The sequence below is a fragment of the Saccharopolyspora erythraea genome, assembly GCF_018141105.1.
GTDB classification, from domain to species: Bacteria; Actinomycetota; Actinomycetes; order Mycobacteriales; family Pseudonocardiaceae; genus Saccharopolyspora_D; species Saccharopolyspora_D erythraea_A.
In genome coordinates this window covers 6,147,751-6,168,346 of record NZ_CP054839.1, presented here as the reverse complement: position 1 = coordinate 6,168,346, position 20,596 = coordinate 6,147,751, and the positions used below count along the sequence as shown (strand labels likewise).

The 20,596-nt window shown below is 68.7% G+C and carries 25 protein-coding genes; 6 read left to right on the top strand and 19 right to left on the bottom strand.

The window, feature by feature from the left end:
• Positions 1 to 63: 63 nt before the first annotated feature.
• Both HUO13_RS27550 and HUO13_RS27545 read right to left on the bottom strand, forming a co-directional pair.
• Entirely contained in the window at positions 64 to 717 is a 654-nt protein-coding gene (locus HUO13_RS27550) for an ATP-dependent DNA ligase (RefSeq protein ID WP_249124102.1), read from the bottom strand.
• Between the two features lie 199 nt (positions 718 to 916).
• Positions 917 to 1,807, bottom strand: coding sequence for a copper chaperone PCu(A)C (locus HUO13_RS27545; RefSeq protein WP_211897926.1), 891 nt, complete (start codon positions 1,805 to 1,807; stop codon positions 917 to 919).
• Positions 1,808 to 2,313: 506 nt separating this feature from the next.
• Between HUO13_RS27545 and HUO13_RS27540 the strand changes: the two genes are divergently transcribed.
• The gene (locus tag HUO13_RS27540; protein WP_211897925.1) at positions 2,314 to 2,865 is read left to right on the top strand and encodes a FluC/FEX family fluoride channel; all 552 of its coding nucleotides are present in this window, start codon (positions 2,314 to 2,316) and stop codon (positions 2,863 to 2,865) included.
• On the opposite strand, the gene HUO13_RS27535 is transcribed toward HUO13_RS27540, so the two are convergent.
• Both HUO13_RS27535 and HUO13_RS27530 read right to left on the bottom strand, forming a co-directional pair.
• Positions 2,862 to 5,051, bottom strand: a complete 2,190-nt coding sequence (locus HUO13_RS27535) for an MMPL family transporter (protein ID WP_211897924.1) — start codon at positions 5,049 to 5,051, stop codon at positions 2,862 to 2,864. The genes HUO13_RS27540 and HUO13_RS27535 overlap by 4 nt on opposite strands.
• Before the next feature lie 6 nt (positions 5,052 to 5,057).
• On the bottom strand, positions 5,058 to 5,723 hold the full coding sequence (locus HUO13_RS27530) for a hypothetical protein (protein WP_249124101.1): 666 nt from the start codon (positions 5,721 to 5,723) through the stop codon (positions 5,058 to 5,060).
• Between the two features lie 43 nt (positions 5,724 to 5,766).
• Here HUO13_RS27530 and HUO13_RS27525 point away from each other — a divergent pair, with 43 nt between their 5' ends.
• Entirely contained in the window at positions 5,767 to 6,159 is a 393-nt protein-coding gene (locus tag HUO13_RS27525; protein WP_211897923.1) for a hypothetical protein, read from the top strand.
• A 24-nt stretch (positions 6,160 to 6,183) separates the two neighbouring features.
• Here the strand turns inward: HUO13_RS27525 and HUO13_RS27520 are convergent, their stop codons facing one another.
• The 3 genes from HUO13_RS27520 to HUO13_RS27515 form a co-directional block, all read right to left on the bottom strand.
• Positions 6,184 to 6,768: a CBS domain-containing protein gene (locus HUO13_RS27520; protein ID WP_249124100.1), complete on the bottom strand. Its 585-nt coding sequence runs from the start codon at positions 6,766 to 6,768 to the stop codon at positions 6,184 to 6,186.
• 73 nt (positions 6,769 to 6,841) lie between these two features.
• Positions 6,842 to 6,970: a hypothetical protein gene (locus HUO13_RS38190; protein ID WP_282974815.1), complete on the bottom strand. Its 129-nt coding sequence runs from the start codon at positions 6,968 to 6,970 to the stop codon at positions 6,842 to 6,844.
• A 277-nt stretch (positions 6,971 to 7,247) separates the two neighbouring features.
• Positions 7,248 to 7,451: a cold-shock protein gene (locus HUO13_RS27515; protein WP_211897922.1), complete on the bottom strand. Its 204-nt coding sequence runs from the start codon at positions 7,449 to 7,451 to the stop codon at positions 7,248 to 7,250.
• A gap of 1,222 nt (positions 7,452 to 8,673) precedes the next feature.
• Between HUO13_RS27515 and HUO13_RS27510 the strand changes: the two genes are divergently transcribed.
• Positions 8,674 to 8,994 carry a MerR family transcriptional regulator gene (locus tag HUO13_RS27510; RefSeq protein WP_211897921.1) on the top strand — a complete coding sequence of 107 codons (321 nt, stop codon included), beginning with the start codon at positions 8,674 to 8,676 and terminating at the stop codon, positions 8,992 to 8,994.
• On the opposite strand, the gene HUO13_RS27505 is transcribed toward HUO13_RS27510, so the two are convergent.
• A complete protein-coding gene (locus HUO13_RS27505) occupies positions 8,972 to 9,151 on the bottom strand; it encodes an NAD(P)-binding domain-containing protein (RefSeq protein ID WP_211897920.1) in 180 nt (59 codons plus the stop codon). The two genes, HUO13_RS27510 and HUO13_RS27505, sit on opposite strands and share 23 nt — an antisense overlap.
• A 58-nt stretch (positions 9,152 to 9,209) precedes the next feature.
• Positions 9,210 to 9,845 (bottom strand): zinc-binding dehydrogenase, encoded by a 636-nt coding sequence (locus tag HUO13_RS27500; protein WP_211897919.1) that lies wholly within the window; start codon positions 9,843 to 9,845, stop codon positions 9,210 to 9,212.
• Between the two features lie 95 nt (positions 9,846 to 9,940).
• Between HUO13_RS27500 and HUO13_RS27495 the strand changes: the two genes are divergently transcribed.
• Positions 9,941 to 10,144: a hypothetical protein gene (locus HUO13_RS27495; RefSeq protein WP_211897918.1), complete on the top strand. Its 204-nt coding sequence runs from the start codon at positions 9,941 to 9,943 to the stop codon at positions 10,142 to 10,144.
• 114 nt (positions 10,145 to 10,258) lie between these two features.
• On the opposite strand, the gene HUO13_RS27490 is transcribed toward HUO13_RS27495, so the two are convergent.
• The 6 genes from HUO13_RS27490 to HUO13_RS27470 form a co-directional block, all read right to left on the bottom strand.
• Entirely contained in the window at positions 10,259 to 11,620 is a 1,362-nt protein-coding gene (locus HUO13_RS27490; protein WP_211897917.1) for an MFS transporter, read from the bottom strand.
• Positions 11,621 to 11,670: 50 nt separating this feature from the next.
• A complete protein-coding gene (locus tag HUO13_RS27485) occupies positions 11,671 to 12,147 on the bottom strand; it encodes an RpiB/LacA/LacB family sugar-phosphate isomerase (protein WP_249124099.1) in 477 nt (158 codons plus the stop codon).
• Between the two features lie 4 nt (positions 12,148 to 12,151).
• Complete coding sequence (locus HUO13_RS27480; protein ID WP_211897916.1) at positions 12,152 to 13,168, bottom strand: LacI family DNA-binding transcriptional regulator; 1,017 nt, start codon at positions 13,166 to 13,168, stop codon at positions 12,152 to 12,154.
• A gap of 681 nt (positions 13,169 to 13,849) precedes the next feature.
• Positions 13,850 to 14,122, bottom strand: a complete 273-nt coding sequence (locus HUO13_RS38185) for an aspartate/glutamate racemase family protein (protein WP_282974809.1) — start codon at positions 14,120 to 14,122, stop codon at positions 13,850 to 13,852.
• Entirely contained in the window at positions 14,112 to 14,618 is a 507-nt protein-coding gene (locus HUO13_RS38180) for an aspartate/glutamate racemase family protein (protein WP_282974806.1), read from the bottom strand. The genes HUO13_RS38185 and HUO13_RS38180 overlap by 11 nt, the downstream gene beginning before the upstream one ends.
• Before the next feature lie 566 nt (positions 14,619 to 15,184).
• The gene (locus tag HUO13_RS27470; RefSeq protein WP_211897915.1) at positions 15,185 to 15,421 is read right to left on the bottom strand and encodes a hypothetical protein; all 237 of its coding nucleotides are present in this window, start codon (positions 15,419 to 15,421) and stop codon (positions 15,185 to 15,187) included.
• A 484-nt stretch (positions 15,422 to 15,905) separates the two neighbouring features.
• Here HUO13_RS27470 and HUO13_RS27465 point away from each other — a divergent pair, with 484 nt between their 5' ends.
• Positions 15,906 to 16,937: an LCP family protein gene (locus HUO13_RS27465; RefSeq protein WP_211897914.1), complete on the top strand. Its 1,032-nt coding sequence runs from the start codon at positions 15,906 to 15,908 to the stop codon at positions 16,935 to 16,937.
• 1 nt (position 16,938) lies between these two features.
• Positions 16,939 to 17,292 (top strand): hypothetical protein, encoded by a 354-nt coding sequence (locus tag HUO13_RS27460; protein ID WP_211897913.1) that lies wholly within the window; start codon positions 16,939 to 16,941, stop codon positions 17,290 to 17,292.
• 135 nt (positions 17,293 to 17,427) lie between these two features.
• Here the strand turns inward: HUO13_RS27460 and hisG are convergent, their stop codons facing one another.
• The 4 genes from hisG to HUO13_RS27440 all read right to left on the bottom strand — a co-directional run bounded on the left by hisG (position 17,428) and on the right by HUO13_RS27440 (position 20,561).
• A complete protein-coding gene (gene hisG, locus HUO13_RS27455) occupies positions 17,428 to 18,258 on the bottom strand; it encodes an ATP phosphoribosyltransferase (RefSeq protein ID WP_211903192.1) in 831 nt (276 codons plus the stop codon).
• An 81-nt stretch (positions 18,259 to 18,339) separates the two neighbouring features.
• Complete coding sequence (locus HUO13_RS27450; RefSeq protein WP_211897912.1) at positions 18,340 to 19,137, bottom strand: Cof-type HAD-IIB family hydrolase; 798 nt, start codon at positions 19,135 to 19,137, stop codon at positions 18,340 to 18,342.
• Positions 19,138 to 19,160: 23 nt separating this feature from the next.
• Entirely contained in the window at positions 19,161 to 20,342 is a 1,182-nt protein-coding gene (locus tag HUO13_RS27445) for an MFS transporter (protein WP_211897911.1), read from the bottom strand.
• A gap of 6 nt (positions 20,343 to 20,348) precedes the next feature.
• Positions 20,349 to 20,561 carry a hypothetical protein gene (locus HUO13_RS27440; protein WP_211897910.1) on the bottom strand — a complete coding sequence of 71 codons (213 nt, stop codon included), beginning with the start codon at positions 20,559 to 20,561 and terminating at the stop codon, positions 20,349 to 20,351.
• Positions 20,562 to 20,596: the final 35 nt, after the last annotated feature.

The window sequence follows — 20,596 nt, the reverse complement described above, 5'->3', positions numbered from 1 at the left end:
GGCAGGGTTCAGGGCTCCGGTCCGCGGCCGACCGCGATCGCGCGAAGAGCGCCGCTCCTCGGCTCACGCCGCTTGCGGTGTGCGGTTCTGCCGGAGATCAATGGTGGGCCGGTCCTCACCGGTCTGTGACCGGCCGTCGACGGACTCGACCCACTCCGGCGACCGCTGACCTGGCCGGTACGGCGATTCCAGGTGCTTGGCGACGACTCCCGTGAACCGGTGATCCCTTGCCATGGCCTGCACTTGCTCAGCCGCGCCGTCGCGGAAGTGCGGGGGGACGAGCACACGCGGTGGCCAGTACAGTCGCAGGCCTGCCAGAACGGCCCGGCGCTTCCGATACGGATGGGACAGGAAATCTTTGCCGTTCAACGAAAGCAGGTCGAACACGACGTAGGCCAGCGACCTGCCGACGTTGCGCACATGCCACGGCAGGTCCACATCGGCGCCCACAGCGCGTGGGAACGAACTGGGCGGCTGCTGGTCCACTGCGACGATCATCCCGTCGAGGACCATCTCCCGGTCCCGGCTGAACGCTCGCAGCACGGTCAACTCGGGATAGTGGGTCGTGATGGGCCGCTGGGCGCCGTCGACGAGCTGCACCGCGCTGTCGTCCACCCGAGCGAGGCATCGCAGCCCGCTCCAGCGGAACTCGTAAGCCCATTCCGATCCGTTCGGTGCCGATCCACTGATCGGCAGCATCGGTGCGATCAAGGCCATTCACCTCCCCGGAAAAGGGAACGGGTTCCAGCCGGCTGCGCTGATGTACCCTTCCGGCAATTGCTTGCATCCGTGCAAAGAAAGCATGTGCGTTCGCTGCGCAGGGCCGCAAGGACGGTTTCTGGCCGTTTCGAGGTTGCTTCGTTGCCTGGTTCCGGCAATCACCACGCCGAGTGGGACTCGTCGACGTGCCGCCGTCCTATGTGAACGGAATCGCGTCGAGCACCCTCAGTACGTCGCCGTGGCCGCAGCCCGCCGGGGTTCCCGGCTCCAGTCGGCCGTGGACCGCCACGCGGGCGCCGGGGTGCACCACGGCAGGGTCGCCGTCGAGGAGGATGTAAGCGCGGCCGCGTTCGGCGAGGAGCAGGCAGTCCGGTTCAGTGCCCTGTTCGACCGTGCCGATGACGGAGATCTTGCGCTGATCGATGGGTGGTTGCGTCGGGTCGGGCGAGGGCGTCGTGGGCGCCGGTGCCGTGCGGCACGGAGGTACGGGTGGCGCGTCGCCGTCTCGCGTTGCCTGCACCTTCGCCTCTATCGTCGTCGTACCGGCGCGTTCGAAGGTGAGTGTCAGCGGGAAGGTGGTTCCCGGACGGACCAGCGTCGACAGGTCGCTGATCTCCAGGTGGTAGGGGGCGCCTCCTATGCGCTGGCCCGGAGCGTTCGGGACCGAGCCTTCCGGTAGCAGTGGAATCCGCTCGACTCGCTCGTGGACCCCGTCGCACTGCCGGTCCCAGTGCATCTGCACCTGCCTGGCATGCGGGCTTTCCACCCCGACGAGGGCATCAGATGCCTGGGCCTCGTTGAACAGCATCAACTTCGCAGTCGCGGTTTCACCGCGCTGGTAAGGATCTTCGGTCGCAACGAGGTGGACGTTGCGGAGCAGGACATCGCCAACCCTGGCGTTGCTGCCGACGGTGTTGCTGTCGATCACTTCCTGCGGGTTTCCGCATCCGGCTCCCGCGAGACCCGCCAACAGCGTGACCGCGACCAGCCGCCGCGAGAACCGGCGTGGGCCGGGCTGGTGAACGACATCGTTTGCGCACCTTTGCGATCGTCGGGCCTTCGCATCGAGGGAGTGTTGGTTCGTCATGCTGCTCCCGGTTACGGATCGCGGTCGTGTTGCGTGCCGACGGCTTCCGGCGTTTCGCTTTCACGGAACCCGTGCGCGCGGAACCGGCGATGCACCTGGGCTTGCACGCAGTGCGGGCAGAAGTGCGGCCCGAACGACCACGCCCAGCCCCGCCAGCCTTCGTGGTACAAGCCCCGCCACAACTGCGGCCAACGATCAGGAACTCCGTTGGAACTGCTCAGCGAGTGACCGCACCCGTCGCAGACGACCTTGAAGGACGTCCGCTCGCCGGAGCGTTGCCACCGGGTCATCCGAGTGTGTGGAACAACAGTCAACGCAACCTCCTGGGATACCGGCCGACCGGACCTGGATCGACACCGACGGAGTCGGGCCGGCTGTGCGATCAGCACGTCACCCACACGTGGTGCTTGCATGGGTAAAGAGTTATTTGCAACTCTGCAATGAAATGGTCAAGCCCGGTGCGCTGCTCCGCAATTGCGGTTCCCGGCTGGTTTCGAGCTGGATGCTTGCAACGTTTCGGCAAGATGCTGGACCGAGAGCAACGCGAATGCGTTTTCAGCTTTGGTCATTCGATGGGTTGGTTCCCGATCTGCGAGCAGGCGTGGGACCTCGTCAGATGCTTGAGTCGGTGCTGGTCACCGACGTGGCCGGGAGTGACTGCCGGACCGGCGCTGGACGGTGCGATGACGAGTACGGTCGCCATGCTCCTCGGGGGCGCGGTCGGAGTGCTCCTGCGGATGATGATCCGACGCTCGTGGCAGAACGATACGAGTCCGTTTCGGTGGAGCGCCCTCGCGATCACCGCTGGCGGCGCGCTGGCATTCGGTGTGCTGACCGGGTTGGCGCCCGCCGTGGCGAACCCGGGCCAGGTTCGCAGCGCCTTGAGCATCGGGGCGAGCAGCGCGCTGTTCACCTACTGCGTGTTCAACGCCAGCACCATGCAGCTCCTCGCACGCGCAGGTGACCGAGCATCAGTGGTCGCTGCGGTCGTGCACGCATTCGTCGGCTTCGTCGCCGCGGTTCCAGGGGTGCTCGCCGGAATGGCGCTCGCAGGCTAGCAGTCTTCCTCCCCGGTTTCGAGCTCGCGCCCGGCCTCCAGCGTCATCAGTGCGGGAATGAGCCAGGAGCGCACGACGAAGACGTCGACCAGAACACCGACTCCGAGGGCGAAGGCGAGTTCTCGGAACTGCGCCAGGGGCACCAGCGCGACGAGTCCGAAGCTGGCCGCCAGCGCCAGACCCGCGGCGGTGATCGCTCGCCTGGACCGCGGTATCGCGACGACGAGTGCTTCCCGCATCGGGCGGTTGCGCGACTCCGCCCGCACGTAGCCGACGCTGAAGACGCTGTAGTCGGAGCCGAGGGAGATCAGCAGCGCACCGGCCGCGAACGGCACGAAGAAGACGATGCCCTGCTCCTCGGTCGCGTGTTCGAAGAACAGCGTCGTCAGGCCGAGCACGGCGGCCAGCGACAGGAAGCCGGCCGCGAGCAGGTAGAGCGGGGCGACCACCGCCCGCAGGAACAGCACGAGGAGCAGCAGGTCCACCAGTGCGATGACCACGGCCACGCGGACCACGTCGGGTCGCGTGCTCTGGACCAGCGACAGCCCCAGCGCGGTGTCACCGGCGTAGGAGACCGACGTGCCACCGAGGTCGGACGCCGCGAGCAACTCCGGCATCCGGCCTTCGAGCCGGCGTAGATCCTCGACCGCTTCGGCGCCCAGCGGGTCGGCGTCGAGGACCACCAGGTAGCGGGCGGCACCACCGTCGGGAGCCAGGAACAGCCCCGCCTGCTGCCTGAGCTGCGGCGGGAGCGTGAAGTCCTGCGGCCCGAGCACCCTCGCTACACCGGGTTGGCGGGCGATCTCGCCCTGCAGCGCGCTGAGCGAACCGACGTCGGAGGCGATCCCCGGCCTGCTCAGGATGATCTCCGTCGGCGACAGCACGCCCGGTCCGAAGCCGTCCGCGGCGGCCTGCCACGCCACCCGGACCGGGTTGTCGCGGGGGAGGGAAGTCATCGGGGAGAACGACTCGCGCAGTTCCCGCAGCGGCAGGGCGGCCAGGACCAGCAGCGACGTGATCGCCACCGCGACGACGGCGGCGACCCAGCGGCGGGTGAGCAACCGGACCGTCCGCCCCGCGCCGTCGTCCTGCCCATCGGTGCCGGGGCGGGGAGGCAGGGGCCAGAACACCGCACGGCCGAGGACCGCGAGCAGCGCGGGCACCAGCGTGACCGAGACCAGCAGCGCCATCAGCACGGTGACCGCCAGGCCCGGGCCGAAAGCGCGGAACATCGTCGTCTCCGCCGCGACCAGGGCGAGAACACTGCCGGCCACGGTCGCCGCCGCGATGAGCACGATCGGCAGGTATTCCACCGTCGTCGCGCGGGCGGCCGCGCGACGCTCGTCACCTCGGGCCAGCCCGCGCTGCATCCCGGCCAGGAAGAAGATCGAGTAGTCGGTGGCGACCCCGAGCGACAGCGCGACCAGAACGGGCTCCAGCTGCGCCGGCGCGCTGAATCCCGTCAGCTCTGCGCCCGCTCCCACCACCCGGGCGGTCAGCAGGTAGGTCAACCCAGCGGTGAGCAGGGTGACCGCGGGTGCCAGCACCGACCTGAAGGTCACTCCGACGATGAGGGAGACCACGGCGACCGACCCGATCTCGACCCACCGCACGTTGTCTCGCACGATCGTGGTCTGCTCGGCCTGCAACGGCGCGGTCCCGGTCACGCCCACCAGGTGGTCTCCTGGCGGGTCGATGGCGGCCGCGTACTGGTGCGCGGCCTCGGTCTGCTTGCCGAAGTCGGCGGCTGGGTCGGTGAACAGGTAGGTCACCGCGGTGGTCGCCGGCGCACCGCCACCGGCTGCCAGTCCCGGCCGGTTGATCACAGGCAGTGCCAGTCGAACGCCGGACTGCGTCGTGCCCTGCAACGCCTCCTTGTTCACGGCCAGCGCGCGCAGCACCACGCGGGCCTGGGCGTAGGGGTTCAGGCCACCCGGGTCGTGCTCCACGACCGCCACACGCGTCAACAACGGCAGCCGGAACCGCTGCACGGCCTCGACCTGCGCGCTGATCGCCTCCGACTCCGTACCGACCACACCGGCCAGGCCACCGGAGCTGTGCCCGAGGGGCGGCAGGAAGCTCACTGCGGCGTACACGAGCCCGGCCAGGCCCGTGAGCACCAGCCAGCGTCCCCGCACCACGACGGCCGCGTAGCGGTTCGCCCAGGACCTCTCGCCGGCCGCCACGGCAGCTCAGCTCCTGGGATGCTGGGCAGGCCCCGCGCCGGGGCCTGCCCAGTTTTCGGGCGGGCGGATGCCGAGCCGGCGCAGCTCGGCCTCGGCGAGCCGCTGATGGCGGCCTTCGTCGAGGTCCCGCCAGGGAGAGCGCGTGACCAGCCGCAACTCCTCGAACGGCAGCCGGGCGAGCGCGCACCATGCGAGCTCCTCCACCAACATCGGGTCGGCGGGCCCCTCCAGTCGGCCTGCCAGCTTCGCGAGCGCTCGCATCCGCAGAATGCGGAAAGGCAGGTAGACCAGGGCCAACGGCACGAGACCGACCAGCGCCACGGCCACACCGACCACCACCGCCAGAACGCGGATGTTCGAGCGCACCCGCACCGCTTCCGCGTGGACACTGGTCGCGGTCGCCCGGATGCTGTCGGCCAGGCGCGCGACCTCGTCCCCGATCAGCGGAAGAACGCGCACCATCGAAAGCCCCTGCCCGGCCTGGTCCAACGCCGATGAAGCGTCGAACAGGCTGGAACTGAGCCGGGACAGCGCCCACAGCTGCACTGCCACGAGCATTCCGAGCGCCACGAACAACGCCGCGATCAACGCAGCGGCGATGTCGAACCTCCGGACCGCCCGGTGGTCGAGAAGCAACGCCGGTTCCAAGGCACGCGACACGAACCCCACCATGCCAACTCGCCGCAGTGGCCGCGACCTGTCAGGCTCGCACGAAATGGCTGGTGAGCAGGAGTCCGAGGCGCCCGGCCGCCGCAGCATGGCGCGCCGTCGATGGACCGTGGCCTCGGTGGTCCTCGCGCTCACCGCAGGCTTCAGCGGCGGTTACGCCCTCCACGCCATCAGCGTGCCGCCGCGTACCCACCCACCGGCGGCCGGCACGCCACCGCCGGTGGTCAGCCCGTCGCCCGCGCCCACCGACGTCCCGTGCTCGGCGGCTGCCGATGCGGGAAGGGAGCTCATACCTCGGATGCACCGCGCGGCTGAGGCGATCGGCAATCTGGATCCGCGGGCCCTCCAGCAGGTGCTCGACGAGATCGAGCAGATCCAGACCCGGCTGGAAGAGGCGGTGCGGGAGTGCCGGCGAGCATGCGCGGAAGCCGGACCCTGATGGCACCGCCGCCGTGCAGCCCGATCACCGAGAGGGCTGGCCCGGGTACCACCAGCCGGGCGGCGGAGGGGGTCGTCCGGACCCCGCGGTGGAGGCCCCGGGAACCGGGAGGTGCAGTCCTCGCTCCTCGGCGGCGCGGCTGATGTCAGACGGCGCGACGATCCCGACGAGTCCGTCCTCAGCGAGGACGAGAACGCACCCCTCGCCCTCCTCGCTCAGCCTGGGCAGCAGTGCTGTCAACGGCTCCTCGGGGGAGGCGGTGGCGATGCGTTCGGTCGGCCGCGCGACACGACGCAGTGCTGTCGTGCCCCGTTCCGGCTGGGGTACCGCGCTGATGGCGCGGCCGGTGATCACCCCGCCGACGCGCCCGGTGGGATCGAGGACGGGACAGATGGCGCGGCTGCGTGGATGCGGCTGTTCGGAGGAACTGCTCGATGGTCGATTCCCGTCGACCGCGGCGATGGGGTGGGACATCACGTCGCGCACCCGGATGCCGGCGAGCACCGCGCCGGCTCGCGCCTGTCGTTCCTCGGTCATGGCCGCGGCGGCGATGAACATGCCGAGCAGCACCCACCACAGTCCGGCGGTCGGCTCGATGATCAACTGCACGATGCCGCCGGAAGATCATCGCGTATCGAGGCGGCGCATCCATGTTCGTGCACGGGCCGAGACCCAGGTTTCTCTAGGCCGGGTCGGGGTCGAACGGCGTGCGCAACCGGCGCATGCCGGCATCGCTGTGGTCAGCGATCGGGTGGTGCTGTTCGGGGATGGCCCGGGTGTGTTCGGGTTCGGCGAACTGGACCGGACTCACCGTGCTCGCAGCGCGGGTGCACCCGCCGGCAGCCGGTACCCGGTCGGGGACCGGGCCGCCGCGGTGCTGGGGGCGCGGGCGGTGCACTGATGTTGATGCGGTGATGGCATTCCTTCCTTGTCCCGTGTCCGATCCAGTCCAGCGCGTGGTTGCGGTGGTGCGAATCGGTGCGGGCACTGTGTGGGGGCGGTGCGGCGGGGGTGGATGTGCTCGCCGAATGCACCGGTGGCTCCTCGCCCGGGCGGGTGAGGAGCCACCGGAGAAACAGAGAGGGTTGTCAGACCGCTCGCACGAGGTCGGCCTGCGGGCCCTTGGGGCCCTGGCTGACCTCGTAGGACACCTGCTGGTTCTCCTCCAGGCTGCGGAACCCGCCGGCATCGATCGCCGAGTAGTGCACGAACACGTCCGGCCCGCCCTCGTCCGGAGCGATGAAGCCGAAGCCCTTTTCCGAGTTGAACCACTTCACGGTTCCGTTAGTCATGCGTGTCTCCTCCTGGGAGCTGGGGTATGACGGGCGACCGCACCGTGCGGAGGCCCGGGCCGGGGGATCTCAGACGGCGGCTAACTCCAGCTGCGACCAAAGAAAGAAGCTCGCCCGCATCAACATCCTGCGAGCATGCACAAAACACGAACCCAGAAACAACGACCACCAACGACCCTACACGCCCCCCGGACGCCGTCAACCCGGACGCCGCGACGAGCACCCGGCTGTGCGCGTCAGCGCCCGGCTTGGCGTGTTCGGCAAGTGGATCTTGAAGGCTGATGATCCGAGACACAGCAGCGAGCGGGGTGTCCTCGTCGACCCGCTGCCGGGTACGCCTGGCCCGCCGAAGCTGACGGCGGGAACAACGGCGATCCCCAACCTGCCGAGCGCTGCCCGGCTCAGCCCCTCCTGCGCGGGCCGCGAGAGACCACACCAGAGCGGGGGCGGATTTTCTGTATCAGCGACCACAGAAACTCTACATCGGGCGCTCGTGGGACTCGAGTACGTCGCGGCGCCACCAGCGCCCGGCGGCGCACGAGCGTCTGGCCCCGCTGCGCGGTGGCCTGCACGTTCATCGGCCGAGCTGGACGATGTCGGCGGCTCGCGGCCCGGCGCAGAGCAGCGGCCGGCGCGATGGGCCTACTCGCATCCCGAGCCGCAGGGGATGAGCATGACGGAAACCCGCAGGTGAGAGGAGTTTCCTCACCTGATCGATGAAATCTGTGATCGCTGGAGTAGACATTCCCCGCTGAGTGTGTGTAATCTTCTGCTCGTCGCAAGAGAGAGAACGTCAGGTGGCACGGGAGATGACGAACTACCCGTGAGCAAGTGCAAGACGGTCCGGCCTGCCGGGGCCGATCAGTGGAAGGGGCTCCGGCAGGCGACCAAGGACAGTCGGCAACGCATGACCGGTATGTGCAAGCCGCCGGTGCCGACAGTCGCGTGAGGATAGGTAAGTCAGGAAACAGAGGAGAAGGGACGGGTTGCACACCATCGGATCGCCTGCCTCCGGCTGAGTTCCGCCGGGCGGGTACCGCAGTCCCATCGGATTGGAAGGTGGTCTTCGGTTACGCGAACGCGATCCCCGCAGTCTCCGCCTCTAGTGCGGATCACGCGGACACAGAAGGCCGATCTCACGGTCGGCTGATGGAAGTGAAACCCACAACCCTGGGGCCCCGGTGCCAAACGCACCGGGGCCCCTCTTGATGCGGAGGCGCCGATGACCCCAGAAACCCCCGACCCGCAGACCGCGGACGAGAAGTTCGACGACGAGCACTACCCCGCCTACACCATGGGCCGCGCCGCCGAGATGCTCGGCACCACCCCGGCGTTCCTGCGCAGCCTGGACGAGGCACAACTGATCGAGCCGCAACGCTCCTCCGGTGGGCACCGCCGCTACTCCCGCTCCCAGTTGCGCCTGGCCGCTCGCGTCCGAGAACTGGTCGACCAGGGCACCGGTCTCGACGCCGCCTGCCGCATCGTCACCCTGGAAGACCAACTCCAGGAAGCCCGAAACCTCATTGATCCGACGTCACCGTGACGCTCACTGTCGAAACGCGCTCTTCGGTGCGGGCGTAGGTGCGGTTGTAGACGGCGACGGTGTCGCCTTCGCGCGAGGCGAGGTTGCGGGCCGAGTTCGAGCCCATCACCGCCAGGCCGACGACGCCGATGTTGGCTACTGCGGTGCTGGTGGCCATGCGGACCTCTCTCGTTCCGTTGGTGCGGAAATGCTCTGGCGGCGAACAGTGCGCCCGGTCATCGTCTTTCGGCTCCGAAGTCGAGGAGCACCTTTCCTGACACCGAGGCGTCGGCGGCGATCGCGAACGCTTCCAGCGCCTCGTTGGCGGGGAACGTGTGGGTGACGATCGGGCCGATCGCCAACGAACCGTCGGCGAGGGCCGCGATCACCTCGTCGATCTCGTCGTTGAACCGGAACGAGCCCAGGAGGCGGAGTTCTCGGGTGATGGCGAGCGAGATCGGCACGGGCTGGTCACCGGTGGGCAGCAGGCCGACCATGACCACCGTTCCGCCGCGGGTGGCGCCGGCGATGGCGGAGGCGATACCGCGGTGGGTGCCGGAGGACTCGATCACCACATCGGCGTCGACATCGGCGATCGCCGTGCTGTCGGTGGTAATAAGGTTCGGACGCGTAGTGCCATCAGAACTGGTGACAGCGCGGCCGTCATGCAGCCGACCCAGCAGCTCTGATCTACGGGTCCGGCTAGTGGGGAAGGGGCCGCCGCCTTGGTGACGAAGTCGCTCGGCGGCGGCCGTTCGTTCCGGGCGATCGTGCTCCCTGCGTTCTGTTGTTGTCTGAGAGGACGAGGTCAAGCTGCTGCGCGAGACTAGCGATGAGTTCCAGACGCAGGGAGCCAGTGCCGTGTCAGGCAACGTTGGGTAGGTAATCGGGTCGGCGGATTGTGGAGTCGGGGTCACGAGGCAGTTCGGTCGACGGGCGCCGCCGGGTTGAAGGCGGAAACGCTGCGGTGCGTACCCAGGCAACCGCGGCGACGAAGCAACGGGAGCACTGGAGCTACCTCGACGTGACCGCACCCGGATGGCAGGAGGGCTGGGAAGGCCCGGCCGAGCGCTACTCTCAATCGCCGCCGTACGTGAGGTGGAACTGGCACGACGAATACGGCGACGCCACAGCGGCCGAGGGCTGGAGTCCTCAGCCGAGCGCGGCCTGAGGTCGCTCCGGTGATGGACCGTCCCGAAAGCCGACGACCTCGACCCGGCCGCGCCCTGCCCGACGCACGGCGGCGGCGCTGGCGGCAGCCACCAACTTTTGGGCCAGGTATCGGTCAGCGGCGGTCCGTACTGGCGGACATGCTTGGTGATTCGCCTGAGGCGACAAGGGCCGCTACGTCCGCTCGTTGTGCTGGCCCCCAGGTCTCCTTCGTCGCCAGGACACCGATCAGCCCGACGATTCCGACGCACACGTAGAACCCGGCCGGCCCGGCCCAGCTGAACCGTTCCGCCAGCAGCACCGCCAGGAACGGTGCGAACCCCGCGATCGAGGCAGCGAGCTGGTATCCGATCGAAGCTCCCGACGTTCGCGTGTTGGTGCGGAACAGCTCGGCGAACCATGGTCCCTGCGTACCGGTCAGGGCCGCGTGGATGAGGCCGATACTGATGAGGAACACCATCACGACCAAGACCGGCGAGTCGGTGTTCACCAGCAGGTACATCGGAAAACCGAAGGCCGCGGCCAGCCCGCACGCAGCGAGGTAGACCGGGCGCCGCCCGACCCGGTCGGTCAGGATTCCGGACAACAAGGTCATGGCCACGGCGAGAACGCTCGCGGATATGATGCCGATCAACGCCACGCTGCGATCGCCGCCCTGCCGGTCGGTGACGTAGGAGAGCAGGTACGTCGCGGTGAGGTAGTAGGCGCACGATTCGACCACCCGCAGCGCGATGACGCGCAGGATGTTTCGCCAGTCCTCGCGTACCACGGCCAGCAGCGGGTTGCTTTCGATTCGCCCTTCCGTCCTGGTCTTTTCGAACTCCGGCGATTCGCTCAGCTTCATCCGCACGATCAGCCCGACCACGATAAGCACCGCGCTGACGAGGAACGGAAGTCGCCAGGACCAGTCGTTGTTCAACGGTGCCGAGGCCAGGAACGCGATGTTCGCCAACGCGATTCCGAGTGGATTGCCTGCCTGGGGGATGGCCGCGAACCGCCCGCGCTGGTTCCACGGGGCGTGTTCGAACGCCATCATCACCGCGCCACCCCATTCGGCGCCGAAGGCGAGTCCTTGCACCACCCGGATGAGCACGAGCAGGACCGGCGCCAGCAAGCCGACCTGTTGGTAGGTCGGCAGAACCCCGATCAGCACGGTCGCGATACCCATCACGAGCAGCGCACCGACCAGCACGGGCTTGCGCCCGAAGCGGTCACCGAGGTACCCGCCGATCGTTCCGCCGAGAGGCCGCATCAGGAAGCCGACGCCGAGGGTCGCGAAGGCGAGAAGGGTGCCGACGACGGGGTCGGATTCAGGGAAGAACACGTCTCCGAAGTACAGTGCTGAAGCCGTGCCGTAGGCGATGAAGTCGTAGTTCTCGACGCAGGTTCCGGCCGCGGCCGCCAGTGCCGTTTTCAGCTTGCCGGGCGATCCGTGGGCTGCCTGTACCCGCACGTCGTCACGCTCAGATGCGCTCATTCTCGATCTCCTTTGACTTCAGAACGCATACCGCTGTCGTGTCGTGGCGATCAGAGTTCGGCCATCAGCTCACGTGCGCCGTCGAGCTCGAGTTCGCGCAACTTGTGCACCCGGCGCACCGTGTCGGCGTCGTTGTCGAACCGTGCTTTCAGGAAAGCTTCGAGCACCTCCCCCGCTGTGGCCGGGCCGATGAGCCAGGCACCCATGGCGATGGCGTTCGCGTCGTCGTGCTCGACGCTCTGGTGTGCCGAGTAGACGTCGTGGCCGAGCCCGCACCGGATGCCCGGGATCTTGTTCGCGGCCATCAGCGCGCCCGCACCTGTGCCGCACACGAGCACAGCTCGGTCGGCCTCACCGGTGCGAACGCGCTCACACGTCGCTCGGGTGATGTCGGGGAAGTCCACGGGCCCATCGTCGTTGGGGCCGCAGTCGATCACCTCGTGGCCGAGCCGCTCCAGGACGGCGCGGACGTGCTCCTTCATGCCGAGACCGGCGTGGTCGTTGCCCAGCGCGATACGCATGTTCATCCTTTCAGGACAGTTCGGTCGCTGCCGCTCCCGATGACTCGCGAACGATGAGTTCGGTCGGAAGCACCACGGAGTCCGGTGCACCACCTGCTATGACCTCGAGCAGCAGGCGCATCGCGGTCTCTCCCATTTCCCTGGCGGCTTGTCGCACGGCGGTGATCGGAGGATCGAGTTCGGCGAACCACTCGGTGTCGTCGAACGCCACCAGGCCGATGTCCGAGCCCGTCCGGAGACCACGGGCCCGTAGCTCGGTCAGCGCGCCCATGGCCATCGGACTGTCCGCGGCCAGCAACGCGGTCGGTGGTCGCTCGCCGGAGATGAGCCGTGCGGTGGCCAGCGCACCGCTGGCGGACTGGAAGTCCCCGACTGTGATCAACCCGGTATCGTCGTCGAGCCCGTTGGCGGCCACAGCCCGGACGAACGCGTCGTGCCGAGCTCGTCCGGTCGAGATCGAACGCGGGCCTCCGATGTAACCGATCCGCGTGTGACCGCGGGCCGCGAGGTGGGCGACGGCCTGCGCTATGCCGCCCTCGTTGTCGGCGGTCACGCTCGGCACGTCGAACCCGTCCACCGTCCGGTCCACGAACACGAGCGGCACCTCGGCCTCCACCGCGGACCTGAGGTTGCCACCGCCCGCACCCTGCGGTGCGACGATCATGCCGTCGACGCGCTGGGACAGGAACGTGTCGAGATAGGTGTCCTGCTGCCGGGTGTCCTCATCGGCGTTCGCCAGCAGGGTCACGTGCCCCGCACGCAACGCCGCTCGCTCGGCACCATAGGCGATGTCGGCGAAGAACGGATTGCGCACGTCGGATACGAGCAGGCCGATCGCGTTGCTCCTCGTCGACCGCAGACCCCGTGCCCGGGCATCGGGTCGGTAGCCGAGCTCCTCCGCCGCCGCCCGCACCCGCGTACGGGCCTCCGACGAGGTGGCCGGGTTGCCGGAGAGGACCCGCGATGCGGTGCCGACGGACACCCCCGCCCGCGCGGCGACGTGCTTGATGGTCACGGCCTTGGTCACGCGCGAACCCCTGTGGAATCGTTTCCATGCAAACGGTTCCCTGGACTATGTCGAAACGATCCCCGTTCGTCAACCCGCTGCACACCGCACGATTCAGCACAGGGGAGGAAGCCGGTGGATGCTCATGTCCCAGCTCGCGAGACACACGACCGGGTCGCGGCCACCTGCCGCCGTCTTCGGCGACGCGCCTCTGAGCACGACCGATCAGGCGCTTGCCCGTATCGGTTGTGCGGGGGGTGTTTGCTGTCCGGCTTGGCCGATCGCACCGGATGCTATGACACCGCCGAGGACCAAGCCGACTGCGAAACACTCGCCATCGCGGGGATTTCGAAACCGCCCACGGGCTTCCGTCGCTTCGGCTGCGACTCGCCATCGGTGGCCTGGTCGGTGTGTGGTGCTCCTCGGCGCCCGCGTGTCACGCCGAGGTGTCCGCACCGGTGCGGTCGGAATCTGGTCGCCGAGCCCGCGTATCCATGCTTCGGCACTCGGCTTTGCCTACGCCCTCTGGTTCCCAGTGCGGGCCGCGAAATTCGCGGGCACGGCCGACGCCGAATCAGACGGCGTACCTACCAGGACCAGGCTGGTGGCAAAGGAAGGGCGCCACGATGACGACGGCCGGGGCTCTAGAGCAGAGTCACGAGGAAAGAAACGAGGGGAGTGAGGCGGCAGTTCTCCCTACTGTCACATGGCCTTCCGGTACCCAGCGGTCGGCATCGCGATGCGGACCACGCGTTCGGCCAGCAGCTGCGCCGGATCGAGCAACGGCACTTCCACGGAGTCCGCTCGGAGCCTGAGCACGATCTCCGTGCAGCCGGCGATCACCGTATGGGCGCCCGCTTCGACCAGGGATTCGGCGACCGAGGTCAGCGCCCGGCTGACCGATTCGTCGACCGCCCCGGCCTTGACCGCTGCGATCGCGTCCATGACCTGCCGCTGGCTTCGCTCATCGGGCACGACCAAGTCGATGCCCGCAGCGGGCCAGAGCCGAGTGGTACAGCCCCGAGCGGACGGTGCCGGTGGTGGCCAGCAGACCTGCCCTGGAGGGCCGCGGCAGCGCTGTCCCCGCGGCTTCGGCGGTCACATCGATGATGCTGACCAGTGGCAGCCCGCAGGCCTCGGCCACCTGCGGCGCGAACGCGTGGGCGGTGTTGCACGGCACCGCCAGCAGATCCGCGCCGCAGGCCCGCAGCTTTTCCGCCCCTCGTGACAGCCACGGCGTCGGGTCGGGTCCGGCTCCCGTCAGGGCCGCGGTGCGGTCGGGCACGCTGGGGTCTGCCCAGATGACTACCCGAAGATGGTCCTGATCGGTCGCCACGGGCGTGGCTCGAACGAGCTTGTCGTAGAAGTCCGCGGTGGCGGCCGGGCCCATGCCACCGAGGATTCCCACCGTGAGGGTCCGGTCACGGGTGGTGATTGCCGAGCGGTCCGGCTGTCCCGAAAAGGTGCTCATCGGCGGTTCCCCGGCAGCACACCGACGAACAACCGGGGAGTCGCGGAGCCGCCCCTGCCGAGTCTGGTCCACAGTGGATGAACTTCCGGGGATGGGATCAGCGGCGTTCGCACTGCTGCAAGAGCAATTTGCTCAGCGGTGGCGCGGATGTCGGCGAGCGTGACGAGCTCGGTCATCCGAGCCGCCCCCGCACTGCCCTGCCCGGCATCGCATCGGCCAGCAGGCGACCGTCGCGCACGACGAACTCACCGCCGACCGGCAGGTGGTCGACGCCCGCGGAGGGCGCGGCGGGATCGGTGTAGGTGGCCCGGCGTTACCTGGGCAGTCCCGACAAGTGGCAGCTCATCGGCGGTCTCGGTGTCGGTGATGCTGCCGTCGGTGATGTAGCCGGCGCCTGCCGGCGCGGTGGGGGTGACCGCCATCCGCGCGACAGGCGCCAGCGGCAGCGAACAATACGGATGCGGACTGCGTTCGCAGACAGTCGCGCTGGCATGTTCTGCGCACAGTTTTGCGCTATTGCGGATAGCTTGCAAGAGCGAGTGCTGTGCGCCTCGGAAACCGTGTGGTCAGCGGCGGATCGCCTTGGCGATCAAACGGCCGATGACGAGGTAGACGAGGGCGGCGAGTCCGTAGTTGAGGATGACGCCGAGGAGTGCGTCGTCGGGGGTGAAAACGTCGCCGAGTCCGAGGACCAGGACCTGGGCCAGGCCGTAGACGAACGAGACGAATTCGTTGCCCTGGTTCGCATCGAAGACCACGAACAGGATGTGCAGAACGAAGACGGTGACGACCGTGCCGGTCACGATGCGAATGATATTCGCGATCGTGTCGCCCGTCTCGTCCCGCCGCCGGTTTCCCGGCTCGTGGTAATCACCCTGCGGCGGGCCATGTCCCGGAGAGTGCCCAGGGCCCTGCGGCGGGTAGGGATTGTGGCCTTGCGGTGGGCGGTAACTCATGGGGCGCGATTGTGAAGACCCGTGGATCCACATCGCAAGGCCAGATGCGGTGACTGTTTTGAGAGCACAAACACATCGGACGTGAATTCGCTTCGGGAAAGCTTCGTGGTCTGCATTGATGCCGGGTTGGTGATTGCAACTAACAGGAGTGCTCGCGAAAGAGGTTGTTTCGGCGTGACACGGGCGTTTTCTGATCGTTGCCCGCGCTGTGCGTTTGCTCCTATTGGGACGCGTTGATCTTTGCGATGCTTGCGCCCCAGATGGTCGGGGGTCATGGCGAACCGAATTCAACGGCGCCTCAAGCGCGTCCGGGAGAAAAGGGAACAGCGATATGACCTACACGCAACCGGGTCACCAGGCGCGCGGACGGGCGCCGGAGCCTCGGGTCCGGAGGAGGCGGTGGGGCCGCAAGGTCGTCGCGGTGCTGGTGGTGCTGGCGCTGGCGCTGGTCGGGTTCGTGCTCTACGTGGACTACTCGCTCAAGCGCGAGCAGGCGCTGCCGGTCGATGGTGAGCGGCCGCAGGACGGGCCGGGGACGAACTGGCTGCTGGTGGGTTCGGACAGCCGGGAGGATCTGGACCAGGAGCGCAAGGACGAGCTGGGCACCGGGGACACGGCGGGCCGGCGCACCGACACGGTGATGCTGGTGCACATCCCGGCAAGCGGCGGTATGCCGACGATGGTGAGCCTGCCGCGGGACTCGCTGGTCGAGATCCCCGGGCAGGGCGAGGACAAGCTCAACGCCGCCTTCGCCTACGGCGGTTCGCAGCTGCTGGCCCGCACCGTGGAGAACAACACCGGGGTGCGCATCGACCACTACGCGGAGGTCGGTCTGGGCGGCTTCGCCGACATCACCGACGCGATCGGCGGGGTGGAACTGTGCGTCAAGGAGCCGATGCAGGACCCGAAGGCCAATCTGGACCTGCAGCCGGGCTGCCAGACGTTGCAGGGGCCGCAGGCGCTGGGGTACGTGCGCACCCGGGCGACCGCGCGGGGTGATCTGGACCGGGTCCAGCGGCAGCGGGAGTTCCTGGCCGCGCTGACCGAGAAGGTCTCCGGCCCCGGGGTGCTGGCCAACCCGTTCCGTCTGTTCCCGCTGATTCTGAACACCTCCCAGTCGTTTCTGGTCGACTCCGGCGACCACGTCTGGCACCTGGGCTCGCTGGGCCTGGCGATGCAGGGCATCGCCTCCGGGCAGGGCGTGACGACCACCGTGCCGTTCGGCGGTTTCGGTGAGACCGACGGCGGCGCGTCGGTCGTGGAGTGGGACGAGGAGGGCGCCGAGAAGCTGTTCGGCGCGCTGGCCGCCGACACCCCCGTGCCGCAGGAAGTCATCACCACCGCCGAAGGCATCGGAGGCTGACGTGGCGCAGGTTCGTCAGGCTGGTTCGTTCGGCGCTGAACTCGAGCAGGCGCTGGAGGCGTTCGAGGCCTACCTGGCCGAGACCGCACCCAGCGGCCGGCGCCACGCTGAACCGGACATGCACTCGGAGAAGTTCCACGAGCTGCGGATGGAGGTGATCCGCCGGGCCGAAGCCCTGCCGCGCGCGGTGTGGCCACGCCCGACGTGCGAGCACTGCGCCGGGCAGCGCGAGGTTCAAGCGGTCAAGGCCCGGTACCCGGTCGGGGCGGGCTCACCGGAGTTCGACAGCGTTCGCCGGACGTGCCCGGACTGCTGGGGAACCGGACTGGCCTTGAACAGCGACCACGGGGCGTGATCACGGCGGCTTGACGACCAGCGTCGGGACATGTGGGTCCGTCTGGTCGCGCGTTCGACGTCAGGAAGCCTGCAAGAGCGATGTGTTCTTGCAGGCTTCCTGCATTGGCGGCTTGACCGCTGTGCCGTGCGGTTGTCAGAGGCGGCAGGCGCGGACGTCGGAGGAGACGATCGCCTTGGCTCCCGCCGCGGCCAAGCGGTCCATGATCGTCGGTACGTTCTTGCGGCACACCATCGCACGCACGGAGATCCACCGGTCGTCCGCCAGCGCGAGGATCGTCGGGGATTCCAGACCCGGGGTAAGCTCGGCCGCCGCGTCCAGTTCCTCTCTGCGGCAGACGTACTCGAGCATCACGTATTGCTGGGCGACGACGACGCCGCGTATGCGCGCGAGGAACTGCTCCTTGGCGGGCTCGGCATCGGCATCCGCGCGGTCGACGAGCACGGCTTCGCCCGTGCAGATCGGGTCGCCGACGATCGCCAGGCCGTGGCGGCGCAGTGTGTGGCCGGAGCTGACGATGTCGGCGATGGCATCGGCGACTCCCAGCTGGACGGAGATCTCCACCGCGCCGTCGAGGCGGACGACCTCTGCTTTCAAGCCTCGACGTGCGAGGTCGGTCGAGGTCAGGTTCGGGCGGGAGGTGGCGATCCGCTTGCCGTCGAGGTCGTCGACGGTCCATCCGTGCTCGGCTGGAGCGGCGTAGCGGAAGGTGCATTCGGCGAAGCCCAGCCGGAGGCGCTCGGCCAGGGGCGCCCCTGATTCCAGCACGAAGTCACGGCCGGTGATGCCGAGGTCGAGCTCGCCCGAACCGACGTAGAGCGGGATGTCCTTGGGGCGCAGGAAGAAGAACTCGATGTCGTTGTCCGGGTCCAGGACGGTGAGGTCCTGCTTTTCGTGCCGTTGCCGGTAGCCGGCTTCTTCGAGCATCCGGGCAGCCGGATCCGTCATTTGTCCTTTGTTGGGCATGGCCACGCGCAGTCGGTCGTTGTGGGGCAACGTCGCTCCTTCCAGAGCGCTGGGCCAGGAGTTCCGACGAGGGGACCCGGTTCACGCCAGCAGGGTTTCCAGGTAGTGCGCCACGCCGTCGTCGGCGTTGGTGCCGGTCACGGCATCGGCGATGGCCAGGAGGTCGGGGTGGGCGTTGGCGACGGCGACCGCGGTGCCCGCCCAGGCGAGCATGGGAAGGTCGTTGGGCATGTCCCCGAAGGCCACGACGTCCGCGGCGGTGAACCCGAGCTCGGCCGCCACGCGGGCCAGCGCCGCGGCTTTCGTGACGCCGCCGGACATGACCTCGCAGAAGTCGGCGCACGAGACGGTGATCTCGTAGTGGCCGTGGTGGGCCAGGCCGGCTTGCACGAGGCGGACGTAGGTGTGGGCGTTGCCGGGGAGCTGCACCATGATCTTGCTGAAGCCCTGGTCGTCGATCGCGTCTTCCAGCGCGTCCACCCGCATCGGGTCCGGGCACAGCGCTTCGTCGATCCGGAAGCCGTGTTCGAGCACGACGTCCGGGAACCGTTCGGCGCCGAAGCGGATGTTCCCGCGCGCGGAGCGCAGAGCGGTCAGCGCCTGCCGGGTGCCCGGCGCGTTGAGGAACCGCCGGTCGATGACCGCGTGGCGGGCGAAGTCGAAGCACACGCTGCCGTTGCCGCAGATGGCGATCGCCTCGTGGCCGAGTGCGGCCGCGATGTCCCTGACGTCGCGCACGGGCCGGGCGGTGGCGATCACGAACGGCCAGCCCGCGGCGTTGAGCCTGGCTACGACGTCGCGGGTGCGGTCGGTGACCTGCCGCGCCGGGTTCAGCAGCGTTCCGTCCAGATCGGAGGCGATCATCATGCGCTTCGACACCGGGCGGGCTTGCGCGCACCGGTTCATGGCCGGGCCGCGACCGCGGACCGGTAGTGGGAGGACAGCGCGACGACTGCCGCGGCGGCGGTACCCGCGATCGCGGGGAGCAGGAACGCCGTGCCGAGACCGGAGTTCTGCACCACGACGCCGGCGACCGCCGAACCCAGCGAGTTGCCCGCCACGAAGATCGTGACCACCCATGCGAAGGCCTCGGTCACGGTACCGGTCGGGGCGACCTCGCCGACGATGACGAATCCGCAGGCCAGCACGGGGGCGAGGAACAGGCCGCTGATCAGCGCGAGACCGAGCATCACCGGGGGAGCGGCCACGCTGGCCAGGGGCCAGTAGCAGACGGCGAGCGCACCCAGCAGCCACGCCATTCGGCCGCGGTTCGTGCCCGGCCAGGCGCGGGCGCCGTAGACCAGACCGCCGATCAGGGCGCCCAGCGCGTTCGCTCCGAGCAGGTAGCCGGCAAGCCCCGGCTGATGCACGTGTTCCCCGTAGGCCGCGGCCACGATGTTCAGCACGCCGATCGCGGTGCCGACGCAGAGGAGCGAGACCAGCAACACCCGCAGCGGCGCCGACCGCAATGGGCCGGCCCAGTGCGGTGTGCGGGGTTCGGCGCGCCAGGTCCGGACCGGCCGTGCGGCGACGAAGGCGAGCGTGCCGGCGACCGCCACCAGGCCGGTCACCCACACCGCGCCGGTCTCGCCCGCAAGCGAGATCACGCCGATCACCAGCAGCGGCCCCGCGACGAAGATCACCTCTTGCAGAGCCGCGTCGAGCGCGTACGCCCCGGCGACCGCAGCCTCACTGGGCAGCACGCTCGGCCACAGGCTGCGCAGACAGGGTTCGAGCGGGGGAGTGAGCAGACCGGCGATGACCACCGCGACACCGGCCACGATGAGGTTGCCCTCCGACATCGCGAGCAGGGCGAACCCCGCGCCGGAGCCCAGTGCTGCGACGGTGAGCACGGTGGGCTGGCCGTGGTGGTCCACCAGCCGGCCCAGAACCGGGCCGCCGATGGCAGACGCCAGCGCGTACGCCGCCGTGAGCACGCCGATCGGGAGATAACCGACTTCGTGTCCCCGGAGGAACAGCACGATCGCCAGCGCCCCCATCCCGTTGGGCAGCCGGCCCACGAGGTTGCTGATGATGAGGTGCTTGGCATGCGGAGCCGCGAGGACGTTGGTGTAGATGCGCACGTCGTCTCAATTCGTCGTCATGGTGAGTTCGCTGTCCGCCGCGTCGCCCGAGCCGGAGTCCGCGGAGAGGAAGCGGATCTCGATCCGGACCAGCCCACGTTCGTACAGGTAGAGCCGGACGAGGGCGGGGCCCGCCATGCGGCGGACCCGTCCTCCCTCGTTGAGGTGCAACCAAAGCCAGGCCGCGTCCGGGTCGAACTCGATCCCGGACGGTGACATCGGCGTTCCCTGGCGGGCGTGGTACCGCTGCCGTG

Coding starts and splice junctions, on each gene's coding strand:
- HUO13_RS27525 (WP_211897923.1), top strand. CDS start 5,767: ATGGCTGGTGAGCAGGAGTCCGAGGCGCCCGGCCGCCGCAGCATGGCG.
- HUO13_RS38180 (WP_282974806.1), bottom strand. CDS start 14,618: ATGAGCACCTTTTCGGGACAGCCGGACCGCTCGGCAATCACCACCCGT.
- HUO13_RS27510 (WP_211897921.1), top strand. CDS start 8,674: ATGACCCCAGAAACCCCCGACCCGCAGACCGCGGACGAGAAGTTCGAC.
- HUO13_RS27440 (WP_211897910.1), bottom strand. CDS start 20,561: ATGTCACCGTCCGGGATCGAGTTCGACCCGGACGCGGCCTGGCTTTGG.
- hisG (WP_211903192.1), bottom strand. CDS start 18,258: ATGCCCAACAAAGGACAAATGACGGATCCGGCTGCCCGGATGCTCGAA.
- HUO13_RS27490 (WP_211897917.1), bottom strand. CDS start 11,620: ATGAGCGCATCTGAGCGTGACGACGTGCGGGTACAGGCAGCCCACGGA.
- HUO13_RS27465 (WP_211897914.1), top strand. CDS start 15,906: ATGACCTACACGCAACCGGGTCACCAGGCGCGCGGACGGGCGCCGGAG.
- HUO13_RS27545 (WP_211897926.1), bottom strand. CDS start 1,807: ATGACGAACCAACACTCCCTCGATGCGAAGGCCCGACGATCGCAAAGG.
- HUO13_RS27550 (WP_249124102.1), bottom strand. CDS start 717: ATGGCCTTGATCGCACCGATGCTGCCGATCAGTGGATCGGCACCGAAC.
- HUO13_RS27515 (WP_211897922.1), bottom strand. CDS start 7,451: ATGACTAACGGAACCGTGAAGTGGTTCAACTCGGAAAAGGGCTTCGGC.
- HUO13_RS27485 (WP_249124099.1), bottom strand. CDS start 12,147: ATGAACATGCGTATCGCGCTGGGCAACGACCACGCCGGTCTCGGCATG.
- HUO13_RS27505 (WP_211897920.1), bottom strand. CDS start 9,151: ATGGCCACCAGCACCGCAGTAGCCAACATCGGCGTCGTCGGCCTGGCG.
- HUO13_RS27530 (WP_249124101.1), bottom strand. CDS start 5,723: ATGGTGGGGTTCGTGTCGCGTGCCTTGGAACCGGCGTTGCTTCTCGAC.